Origin of the sequence: Streptomyces sp. NPDC051172 (assembly GCF_040682555.1) — a bacterium.
Classification (GTDB): Bacteria; Actinomycetota; Actinomycetes; order Streptomycetales; family Streptomycetaceae; genus Streptomyces.
The window spans coordinates 18,605-29,795 of the sequence record NZ_JBFBBE010000111.1 but is presented as its reverse complement, the minus strand read 5'-3'; the positions used below and the strand labels follow the sequence as shown (position 1 = coordinate 29,795).

Genomic DNA, 11,191 nt, shown 5'->3' with positions numbered 1-11,191 from the left:
CCGCGGCCTGCTGACCCGCACCGCCCCCAACACCTACAAACTGATCCTTCCGGACACCTTGACGCTCGCGGGCAATCCTTAACTTCGCGGCATTGGGTGATTGCCTGACGGGGTTGAGTGCTGCGGTGTGGCTGGTGATCGAGAGTGGGGCCGGCTGCTGGTGCGGTGTGCTGGCGGTTGTGCGGGCGGGGGATGTTGCTGGATGCGTGGGAGCGGAGGCGGGCGCTCGTGGCCTCCTTGAGCCACCGCGGCCCGCCCGGCCCTGCCCTCGGCCGGCGTTCCCGGTAGTGGCGCTGGGCGTCGACCAGGGAGACCTTGTTCGCGCCGCCGGCCATGGTCGGTCAGCGGAACTGGACCCCGTCGTCCTCCCAGAAGTGGACGGGGCCTATCTCGCATGAGCCGGGCCAGGGGGCCAGGTGAGCGCCAGATCGCTCATTTGTACGTTCGGTTAATCGGATGTGTCGGATGTATTGACGCGCCGTCTTTTCCGGATTTAACCTCTGCCCGATTTCCCGAACGGTGTTCGATATACCGTTAAACGCCTGATCGAATAGTGAGTTGGCTATGAAGGCTTCCGTCCGAAGTGTCGCCCACCTGAACCGCCTTCACGGGCGCTGAGCGGCACAGACGCCCGGCCCGTTTCGCAACCGCCCCACCCGGGCGGACGCACGTGCTCGCGCGCCCTGACCCGCCGTCACCACGGCGTCATGGGCGAAGCGGCGAAACGCCGTCGTTCGGATCCGTCCTTCCGGCTCGCGCGGCAGCCGGGTCCCGTCCCGCCCACTCCGAGACCAAGTTCCCCACGCCACCCCGCTCCCCCTTCGCCCGGCGGTGGCACCCGCACGACGACAGGAGATCCCGTGTCTGCGCTCCGCGCCCGGCTGTCGGTGATATTGCTCGCCGTCTCCCTCCTCCTCACAGGCCAGGCCCTGACCACGCCCCAGCGAGCCGCCGCCGCCGACCCCGGCTACCTGATGGTGCACTTCACCGGCGATTCCGCGACCGGGCAGATGCTGTACCTCGCGCACAGCACCGACGGCCTGCACTGGAACGACCTCAACGGCGGCGCGCCGGTCCTGAACTCCACGATCGGCACGAAGGGAGTGCGCGATCCCGCACTGGTGCGCTCTCCCGACGGCAGCAAGTACTGGATCGTCGCGACCGACCTGTGCATCCGCTGCGGCTCGACGTACACCAACGGCAGCCCCAACTTCGTGGTGTGGGAGTCGACCGACCTGGTGACCTGGTCGAAGCCGTGGCTGCTCGGCGCCGCCGGACTGATCCCCGGCGGAAAGAACGCGTGGGCGCCGGAGGCGATCTGGAACCCCGAGACCAACGACTACGTCCTGTACTGGGCGACGAACGCCACGGTGAACGGCATCTTCAAGTACCGCATCTACGCCGCCCGCACCAAGGACTTCCGCACCATCACCACCCCGCAGATCTGGATCGACCCCCCCGGCAGCACGCCGGTCGTCGACACCCAGATGACGGCGGTGCCCTCAGGTACCGGCCCCTACCGCTACCTGAGGGTCTCCGGCGACGGCCAGAACAACGTCGAGGGCAGCAACTCGATCCTGGGGACGTGGACCAACCTCGGCAACCTCTCCAGCATCGGCCTCACCGGCAACGTGGTCGAAGGCCCGGTCTGGATGAAGTTCCGGGACCGCAACGAGTGGGCCCTCTACATCGACTACAACAACCCGCAGGGCGTCCGTGAATACCGGCCGATCCTGACGACCAACCCGTTCGACGTCAGCACCTACCGGCTTCAGGACGCGACCGGCTACGACATGGGCGGCACCCCGAAGCGGCACGGCGCGATCATGACCCTCACGGCCGCCGAGGAGAGCCGCGTGCTCGCCCGCTGGCCCAACACCCCGGCGCAGCGGCTGCAGTCGTACAACTTCCAGGACCGCTACGTGCGCCAGACCAACTTCGATGTGCGCATCGACCCGAACGTCAGCCCCGTCGAGGACGCCCAGTTCCGGATCAGGCCCGGCCTGGCGGGCACCGGCACCGTCTCCTTCGAGTCGGTGAACCACCCCGGCTACTTCCTGCGGCACGCCAACTACGACTTCCAGCTCGCCCTCTACGACGGCAGCGCCCAGTTCGCCGCGGACGCCACCTTCCGCAAGGTCGCCGGCCTCGCCGACTCCACCTGGTCCTCGTTCCAGTCGTACAACCACCCCGACCGCTACATCCGCCACTACGCCTACTACCTGAAGCTCGACCCGATCACCACCACGACAGGACGCGGCGACGCCACCTTCCGCGTGACGAGCTGACCCGACGCCACCACCTCCCGGCCACGGCCGGGCGAGCGGCAGCGCTTCCAGGAGTACGCCCGCGGCGGCCGGGTCGACGGGGGCCCGGCTGATGCCCGTGGACGGCGCGATCCGCTGCCGGACATGCGCCTGGGACCACCCGACGTCGTGGGCCCAGGACACCAACCGACTCGCCGCTCTCCCCTGGAGCCGACGAGCAACCAGCACCGAGCCCGGTGCCGAAGAGAGCCGTATCCGGCACCGGGCCCGGCAGCGTCGAGGCGATCCGCGCCGTCCGCACCGCCGGACGCCGAGGGTTCTTCGAGCCTCACCTCGCACCCCACCTTGTGAAGGAGTTCTTCATGATCAAGCCACCGTGGATACGCAGCGCCAGACGTGCGCTGCTGGCGGCCGGTGCCACCGCCGCGCTCGCCGCCGGCCTGCTCACCGCCACGGCCGCCCCCTCGCAGGCCGCCACCCAGGGGCCGTGCGACATCTACGCCGCCGGCGGCACCCCCTGCGTCGCCGCGCACAGCACCACCCGCGCCCTGTACGGGACGTACAACGGCCCGCTGTACCAGGTCAAGCGCGCCTCCGACAACGCGACCAAGGACATCGGCCTGCTGAGCGCGGGCGGATACGCCGACGCCGCGCAGCAGGACTCCTTCTGCGCGAACACCAGCTGCGTCATCACCGTCCTCTACGACCAGTCGCCCAAGCACAACAACCTCACCCAGGCACCCGCGGGCGGAGCCGCCGGTGGGCCGGACAACCTCGCCAACGCCTTCGAGGCGCCGGTCACCGTCGGCGGGCACAAGGCATACGGCGTCTACGTCGCCCCCGGCACCGGCTACCGCAACAACAACACCAACGGCATCGCCACCGGCGACCAGCCCGAGGGCATGTACGCGATCTTCAACGGCAAGCACTTCAACGGCGGCTGCTGCTTCGACTACGGCAACGCCGAGACCAACAGCCGCGATACCGGCAACGGCCACATGGAGGCCATCTACTTCGGCAACAACAACCACTGGGGCTCCGGCAGCGGCACCGGCCCCTGGATCATGGCCGACCTGGAGAACGGCCTGTTCTCCGGCGTGAACCAGCATCTCAACTCGGGCGACCCCACCGTCACCAACCGGTTCCTGACCGCCATCGTCAAGGGCGGCCCGAACCAGTGGGCCATCCGCGGAGGCGACGCCCAGGCGGGCGGCCTGTCCACGTACTACAGCGGCGTGCGCCCCAACATCTCCGGCTACAACCCGATGCACAAGGAAGGCGCGATCATCCTCGGCATTGGCGGTGACAACAGCAAGGGCGCCCAAGGCACCTTCTACGAAGGCGTCATGACCCAGGGCTACCCCTCCGACGCCACCGAGAACGTCGTCCAGGCCAACGTCACCGCCGCCGGCTACAACAGCGGCTCGACCAGCACCGGAACCCTCACCCCCGGCTCCCGGATCTCCCTGAAGGCCACCACCTCACCCTGCTGCACCTCCCACTACCTGCGCCACAACGACGCCGACAACAAGGTCGTCATCGCCGGCATCAACTCCTCCAGCCCGGCCACCGACAAGGCCGACGCCACCTGGATCGTCCGCGCCGGACTGGACAACACCTCCTGCCTGTCCTTCGAGTCCGTCGACAAACCGGGCCAGTTCCTGCGCCACTCCAACTATCAGCTCTACCTGAACACCGACAACGGTGGCAGCTCGTTCGCGAAAGACGCCACGTTCTGCCCCACCTCGGGCAACAGCGGGGTCGGCACCTCCTTCCAGTCCGTCAACTTCCCGACCAGGTACATCCGTCACTACAACTACACGGCCTACATCGCCGGCAACGGCGGCACCAACGCCTGGGACAACACGAAGTCGTGGGCCCAGGACACCAGCTGGCTCACCGTGGCTCCCTGGAGCTGACAGCCTCCGGCCTCTCTGAGCGCCTCCAGCAGCGAGCACGGCGGTCCTCCACAAGGGCGGGGAGGCCGTGCTCGCTTCCTGGAAACCTGGAGGTCCCCCCACACATGGCCAACCCTCACCAAGGCCCTTGTCCAGCTGACCTGGGGCGGCCCCTCCCGCGACACCCTGCACCCACACCATCCTGCTGCTGCCGATCGGCGTCCGCACCGAAGGGACCCTGACCTCGCGATGACACTCGCAGTCCGTCACAAACCCGTCACCCCCATCATCCGCAAGGTGTCAGCAGTGCTTGCGATGGCTTGCTCCGCAGCGCTGCTGACATCCCTCACGACGCCGACCCCAGCCGCGGCCTCGACGCAGGCGACGTACTACGTCGCCCCCAACGGCGACGACGCCAACGCCGGGACGATCACCGCGCCGTTCAAGACCCTGCAGCACGCGCGGGACGTCGTGCGCACGGTCAACCGCAACATGACCGGAGACATCAACGTCTTTCTCCGCGGCGGCAATTACCCGGTGGGCAGCACCATCGACTTCACCTCAGCCGATTCCGGAACGAACGGCCACCATGTCGTGTACGCCGCCTACCAGAACGAGAAGCCGGTGCTGAACGGAGGCGTTCAGGTGTCCGGCTGGACACAGCACAGCGGGAACATCTGGAAGGCCACGCTCAACCGGGACGACAAGCTCCGCGCGCTCTACGTGAACGGCAAGCGCGCCCAGATGGCGTCGAAGACGATCAACTCGGCCGGATGCTACGGGACCTACTCCGTCACGGCCGGCCAGGCTCCCTGGGCCTGGGAGTCGGGTTCGCAGTGCGACGGGTCCAAGTACAGCCTCTCCGACCTGCCCGCTGTCGCCAGCAACCAGGACGACGTCGAGATCAAGTCGGCGACGACCTGGACCACGGCCATCGTCGGCGTCCGCCAGATCACCACGAGTTCGGACGGCGCGAGCCGCGTGGCCCTGTTCCAGCAGCCGGGCGCGGCCATCGCCCAGGGACCGCCGAACGGCAATTTCAACCCCGGCGGCAGCCACACGTTCATGAACGCGTACGAGTTCCTGGACCAGCCGGGCGAGTTCTACTTCGACAAGACGAAACACACGCTGTACTACTACAAGGCCGGCTCCGAGGACATGACCACGGCGAAGGTCTTCGCGCCGAACAACGTGTCCACCCTCCTCAAGATCGCCGGCACGTCCACGAGCGACCACGCGCGGAACATCACCTTCTCCGGGCTCACCGTCGAGCACTCCGACTGGAACCTGGTCAATGTCGGGGGCTCAGTCTTCCGGCAGGGCCAGCAGGGCAACTCCAGCTCGACCGTGTACGCGAGGAAGAACTTCCATGCGTACACCTACCGCAACGTCGACCTGCCGCCGGCTGCCATACAGATGGAGAACGCCGACGGGATAGTCCTGTCGCGCAACACGGTGCAGCACACCGGCGCCGACGGCATCACCCTGGCCAACGACGTGACGGACACGCAGTTGACCGGCAACTACGTCAATGACATCGCCGGATCCGCCATCACCGTGGGGCATCCCCAGCACGTGTACATCGGCGACTACACCCCGACCAACCACGAGAAGTACCCGGTGAACGTCGAGGGAGTCTGCAAAAACATATCGATCACGGACAACTACCTCTACGACAGCGCGGTGTTGTTCCAGGGATCCAGCCCCGTGTCGGCGTACTTCACCGATTCCCTGTCGGTGCAGCACAACCGGATCGAGAAGTCCCCGTGGGCGGGCATCACGCTCGGCTGGGGATGGTGGAACTTCGACGGCTCGACGAACTCCATCAATCCCGGAAACCCGACCACCACGGCGAAGAACAACACCATCAGCTACAACCAGATCGTCGACACGATGCAGCTGCTCGGCGACTCCGCTCCCATCTACGACCTCGGCAGCCAGCCGGGAACCGTGATCAGCAACAACTACCTCCAGGGCGTTCCGGCCGGCCACAAGTACGGACTCCACCCGGATGAAGGCTCCGCCTACCTCAACTTCCACGACAACGTGCTCGACGTCGACCCGGACCTGGCCTACACCATCAACTCCGGCACCTGGGGCCGACAGCACGACCTGAGCATCACCAACACCTACGGCACCGTCAACAAGATCGCCGGCAAGAGCGTCCCCAACAGCACCATCCAGGACGTGCGCGCGTACGCGGACAACGTGTGGCCGTCACAGGCGTACGACATCGCCGTGAAGTCCGGCCTGGAGGATGCCTACAAGGACCTCGTCCCCCGGAGCAACCTGAGCCTGCAGGACTACGCCCTGCCCGCGAGCACGTTCACCGGCAAGGGCGTGTCGTCCATCCCCATCCGCACCATCGGTGACGCGACCAGGACGCTCTGGTTGGCTCCCTCCGGTACGACGACGTTCGCCGTCGGCCCCACCATGACGAAGGCAGCCGGAACCGCGACGACCATCAACGTCCCACCGACGGTCGGCGACTACCGCCTCTACGTCGTGGACGCCCAGGGGAACGCATCTCCCGCCTCGAAGTCGCTCGTACGGCAGCGTTGGACCTACGTCGACGACAAGGACTCAACTCCCACCTACTCCTCCGGCTGGTCGAACTGGAACGACTCGCAGGACTTCAAGGGATCCGAGAAGGTCACGAACAGGGCGGGCGACTACGTCCAGTACGCGTTCACCGGCTCGGGCGTTCGGTATCTCAGCATGAAGCAGCCGAACATGGGCAAGGTCGACGTCTACATCGACGGAGCCCTGGCGCAGTCGGGCATCGACGCCTATTCCTCGACGGTGACGAAGCAGGTGCCGCTGTTCGAGAAGACGGATCTCGCCGCGGGACCCCACACGATCAAGGTCGTGTGCACCGGAACCAAGAACGCGTCCGCTTCCAACACCGTCTGCGCGCTGGACGCGTTCGCCTCCATCCCCTTCCCCTCCAAGAACGCGTTCTACAGGGTCGCCAACAAGAACAGCGGCAAGACGATCGACGTCTCGGGCGGATCGACCTCCGCCGGGGCGAACGTCATCCAGTGGAACGACACCGCAGCGCAGAACCAGCACTGGCGGTGGGTCGCTGTCGGTGACGGCAGCTACGAGATCGTCAACCAGAACAGCGGTCAGCTGCTGGACGTCACCAGCGGGTCCACCACGGACGGCGCGACCATCATCCAGCAGCCCGACAACAACGGTGCGAGCCAGCACTGGACACTGACCGCCAGTGGAAACGGCTACTACAAGATCAAGAACGTGAACAGCGGCAAGCTGCTCTCCGTGTCCGGCTCCTCGACCGCAGCAGGCGCTCAGCTCGTTCAGACGACGGACACGAACGCGAACAGCCAACTGTGGCAGGCAGTGAACGTGGACTGACCCCCTCCGCGCCACGGGTCGCACACCCCACTCACCCGCCTCGGTGTGCCGCTGGGGCGGACCAAGGGAAGCGAAGGACCTGAGGGACGGTGCCTGCGGAACGCGGGCCGGCACCGTCCCCGTGAACCTCTGCCACCGCGCACTCGCATCGGAAAGCACCTCCCTCAGCTGTGATGGCTCTCAACCAAGGACGGACATCGTGGACATCACCAGAAGACAACTCGGCCGGCTCGCCGCAGTCGGCACCGGCGCCCTCCTGCTGCCGGGCCTGCTCCCGCAAAGCCGGGCGGCGGCAGCCACCCCGCCGGCCGGCACATGGGGCGACCAGGGCGACGGCACCTACGTCAACCCCGTTCTCCCGGGCGACTTCAGCGACTGGGACTGCATCCGGGTCGGCTCCGACTACTACGGCATCACCAGCACGTTCGGATACTCGCCCGGCGTGGCCGTGCTGCACTCGACGGACCTGGTCAACTGGCGCACGCTCGGCGGCGCGGTGGGTGATCTCACCAGCATCGACCCACTGCTGAACTGGGACCGGATGAACCGCTTCGGCCGTGGCGTGTGGGCCGGGGCCATCCGCTTCCACGCGGGCCGGTACTGGGTGTACTTCAACACCCCCGACGAAGGCTTCTTCATGACATCGGCCCCGTCGCCGGCCGGGCCCTGGGATCCGCTGACGTCGGTGTGGCGGACCACCGGCTGGGACGACCCGTGCCCGTTCTGGGACGACGACGGACAGGGCTACCTGGTCACCACGCACTACTCGGACGGCTACAAGATCAACCTGTTCAAGCTGTCCGCGGACGGCAAGTCCCTGGTCGGCTCGCCCACGGTCATCCACCAGTCGCCGGGCAGCGAGGCCAACAAGCTGTACAAGATCAACGGTCTCTACTACCACCTGTACAGCGAGGTGAAGTCCGAGGGCCGGGTGCTGATGATGAACCGCAGCACCAGCCTCACCGGCCCCTACGAGACCCGGCAGTTGGAGCACGTCAACGCCTCCGTGGACCGCGAACCCAACCAGGGTGGACTGGTGCAGGCCCCCGACGGCACCTGGTACTTCGTGACCCACCACGGCCACGGCGACTGGGAGGGACGACCGCTGTCCCTGCTGCCGGTGACCTGGGTGGACGGCTGGCCGATCCTGGGCCAGGTGGGCACGGACGGCATCGGCAACATGGTGTGGACCGGCCAGGTACCCGCCGGCGGCACACCCGGCCTGCCGGTCGACGCACTGCCCCCCGTGGTGACCAGCGACCTGTTCACCGACAGCAGCATCAAGCCGCAGTGGGAGTGGTACTACCAGCCCCGCGCGGACCACTGGTCCCTGACCGAACGCCCCGGCTACCTCCGGCTCAAGGCGTTCGCCCCGCTGGCGGCCGACAACCTGACCAAGGTCGGCAACACCCTCACCCAAAGGGTGCTGCGCGTGGCGGGCGGGGCGACGGTGACCGTCCGCCTCGAACTGGCCGGCCTCGCCGACGGCCAGCACGCCGGACTGTCCCACTACGCGGCCACCTACGCCGGACTGGGCGTCCGCCGCTCCGGGACCACCACCACGCTCGTGAACAACGTCAACGGCACCCTGACCAACGGCCCGGCGATCACCCAGAACGCCGTATGGCTGCGCACCACCTGGAACGTCAACGGCGTCAGCCAGTTCTCCTACAGCCTCGACGGGACCACCTTCACCGCGTTCGGCAGCACCTACCAGCTCACCTGGGGCGGCTACCGCGGCGACCGGATAGGCCTCTACACCTACAACCCCAACAACACCGGCTACGTCGACTTCGACTCGGTGCAGTACACCATCGCTCCCACCAGGGCCTACAAGTGCGTCAGCGTGCGCAGCGGCAAGGTCGCCGACGTCTCCGGCGCCTCGAACGCCAATGGCGCCACAGTCCTGCAGTGGCCCGACACCGGCGCATCGAACCAGCACTGGGCCTTCCAGTCCACGGCGGACGGCTACCACACCATCACCTGCGTCCGCAGCGGCAAAGTCCTCGACGTATCAGGCTCCTCGACCGCGGACGGCGCGCCGGTCATCCAGATGACCGCCGACGGCCGAGCGAGCCAGCAGTGGCAGCTGCGCCCGCAGAGCGGCGGCGAATTCGTCCTGGTCAACCGCAACAGCGGAAAGGTGCTCGACGTCAAGGGAGGCAGCACGGCCGACGGAGCCGCACTGATCCAGTACCGCGACGTCGGCAGCTCCAACCAGCGATGGACCTTCCACCGCGTCACCGGCTAGGGACGGTCAACCGAGGGAGCACCCTCATCACCATGTCGATCAGCCGGCGCATGGGGTTGTCCGGTCCAACACCACCATCGTCCTTCTGGAGGCGTAGCGGCCAAGCGCGCTGCGGAAAAGGTCGTTGCCGTGGTGAACGGGTCCTTTCGAGGCCTCGCGTGTCGTCGGGGATCCTGACGGCGCTTCATCGCCCTGTAGGGTTCCAAAAGTCCCGTACCCTGCCTGAACTGGGGCTTCGCCGACGGTCGTGATCTTGTTCAGCTGGCGTTGCGGTACTCGTGGATGAGGCCGCCCAGGACGTTGTGGCGGTGGATCCGTTGTGCGGGGAAGGGGATGACGTCCGGATCGTCGGCTGGTGCGCGAAGGTGCAGGGCCCGGTGCGGCCTTCCGGAGTTGTAGTGCTCGGCGTATTCGGCGAGGACACTCCGGGCGTGCTGCTCGTTGTAGAGAAGTATCCGGTCGGTGCACTCGGCCCGCACGCTGCGGATGAACCTCTCCACGTGGGCGTTCATCTTCGGTGCCTGTGGCGCGGTCGTGAGGATCTCGATGCCGTCGGCGGTGAAGGCGGCGTCGACCGCTGCGGTGTAGCGGCTGTCGCGGTCGCGTAGCAGGTAGCGGAAGCCGGACGCCCGTTCGCCGAGGCCGGCGAGGAGGTTGCGGGCGAGCTGGGTGGCCGTGGCCCAGGCTGCGGTGGGGTGGGCGGTGACGCCGAGGATGTGGACGGTGCGGGTGCCGACCTCCATGACGAAGAAGGCGTACAGCCTGGTCAGGCCTGCGGTGTCGATGTGGAAGAAGTCGGCGGCGAGCAGGCCGGAGGTCCTGGGCGCGTACGAACTCGCGCCAGGTCGGGGCGCCGCGGCTTCGTCGGGGTGCGGGGCCGAGGCCGGCGCTGCGCAGGATGCGGGGGATGGTGGAGGCGCCGACGCGGTGGCCCAGGCGCCGCAGCTCGCCCTGGATACGGGTTGAGCCCCAGGTCGGGTTCTCGCGGGCCAGGCGCAGGATCAGGGCGGTGAGTTCCTCGGAGATCGGCGGGCGGCCGGTCCGTGCGGGTTTCTGCTTCCACTTCCAGCGCAGTAGTCGCCGGTGCCAGGTGAGCAGGGTGCCGGGTGTGAACAGGCGGTGTCGGCGCAGCCGGGAGGGTAGGTGCCGGGCGAGGGCGGCGAGCACGGCGCGGTCCGGCCAGGTGAGGTGTGGCCGGACGCCGAGCTGGCGGCGCAGTACCGCGTTCTCGTGGCGCAGCGTGAGCAGCTCAGCGTCCTTGGTCTGCTGCGAGCGGGAGAGCAGCAGGAGCAGTCCGAGGAGTCGGAGGAAGACCAGGTAGAGCATGCGCAGGGCCATGCAGTCTGAGCCTGCCATGATCGCCAGGAGTCGCAAAGTACCAGGTCAGATGCTGTACG

At 67.3% G+C, this 11,191-nt stretch carries 7 protein-coding genes and 1 pseudogene; 6 read left to right on the top strand and 2 right to left on the bottom strand.

Features of this window, described 5'->3' with window-relative positions; genetic code table 11:
- Positions 1-860: 860 nt before the first annotated feature.
- From AB0N07_RS40495 to AB0N07_RS40480, 4 genes are all read left to right on the top strand, one after another.
- On the top strand, positions 861-2,288 hold the full coding sequence (locus tag AB0N07_RS40495) for a glycoside hydrolase family 43 protein (RefSeq protein WP_365844101.1): 1,428 nt from the start codon (positions 861-863) through the stop codon (positions 2,286-2,288).
- Between the two features lie 341 nt (positions 2,289-2,629).
- Complete coding sequence (locus AB0N07_RS40490) at positions 2,630-4,186, top strand: alpha-L-arabinofuranosidase B (protein WP_365844099.1); 1,557 nt, start codon at positions 2,630-2,632, stop codon at positions 4,184-4,186.
- Between the two features lie 276 nt (positions 4,187-4,462).
- Positions 4,463-7,543 carry an RICIN domain-containing protein gene (locus AB0N07_RS40485; RefSeq protein WP_365844097.1) on the top strand — a complete coding sequence of 1,027 codons (3,081 nt, stop codon included), beginning with the start codon at positions 4,463-4,465 and terminating at the stop codon, positions 7,541-7,543.
- A 199-nt stretch (positions 7,544-7,742) separates the two neighbouring features.
- Complete coding sequence (locus AB0N07_RS40480; RefSeq protein WP_365844095.1) at positions 7,743-9,794, top strand: family 43 glycosylhydrolase; 2,052 nt, start codon at positions 7,743-7,745, stop codon at positions 9,792-9,794.
- Between the two features lie 257 nt (positions 9,795-10,051).
- On the opposite strand, the gene AB0N07_RS40475 is transcribed toward AB0N07_RS40480, so the two are convergent.
- Positions 10,052-10,537, bottom strand: coding sequence for an integrase core domain-containing protein (locus AB0N07_RS40475; protein WP_365844093.1), 486 nt, complete (start codon positions 10,535-10,537; stop codon positions 10,052-10,054).
- On the opposite strand from AB0N07_RS40475, the gene AB0N07_RS40470 reads away from it, so the two are divergent.
- Positions 10,536-10,760, top strand: a complete 225-nt coding sequence (locus tag AB0N07_RS40470; RefSeq protein WP_365844091.1) for a hypothetical protein — start codon at positions 10,536-10,538, stop codon at positions 10,758-10,760. The two genes, AB0N07_RS40475 and AB0N07_RS40470, sit on opposite strands and share 2 nt — an antisense overlap.
- On the opposite strand, the pseudogene AB0N07_RS40465 reads toward AB0N07_RS40470, so the two are convergent.
- Positions 10,716-10,961: pseudogene (locus AB0N07_RS40465) on the bottom strand (integrase); the annotation flags it as partial. The gene AB0N07_RS40470 and the pseudogene AB0N07_RS40465 overlap by 45 nt on opposite strands.
- Here AB0N07_RS40465 and AB0N07_RS40460 point away from each other — a divergent pair.
- Positions 10,938-11,141: a hypothetical protein gene (locus AB0N07_RS40460; protein ID WP_365844089.1), complete on the top strand. Its 204-nt coding sequence runs from the start codon at positions 10,938-10,940 to the stop codon at positions 11,139-11,141. The pseudogene AB0N07_RS40465 and the gene AB0N07_RS40460 overlap by 24 nt on opposite strands.
- Positions 11,142-11,191: the final 50 nt, after the last annotated feature.

What these genes read in the sequence shown, in the direction of transcription:
- AB0N07_RS40490 (WP_365844099.1), top strand. Translation starts at nt 2,630, where the DNA reads ATGATCAAGCCACCGTGGATACGCAGCGCCAGACGTGCGCTGCTGGCG.
- AB0N07_RS40470 (WP_365844091.1), top strand. Translation starts at nt 10,536, where the DNA reads ATGACGAAGAAGGCGTACAGCCTGGTCAGGCCTGCGGTGTCGATGTGG.
- AB0N07_RS40475 (WP_365844093.1), bottom strand. Translation starts at nt 10,537, where the DNA reads ATGGAGGTCGGCACCCGCACCGTCCACATCCTCGGCGTCACCGCCCAC.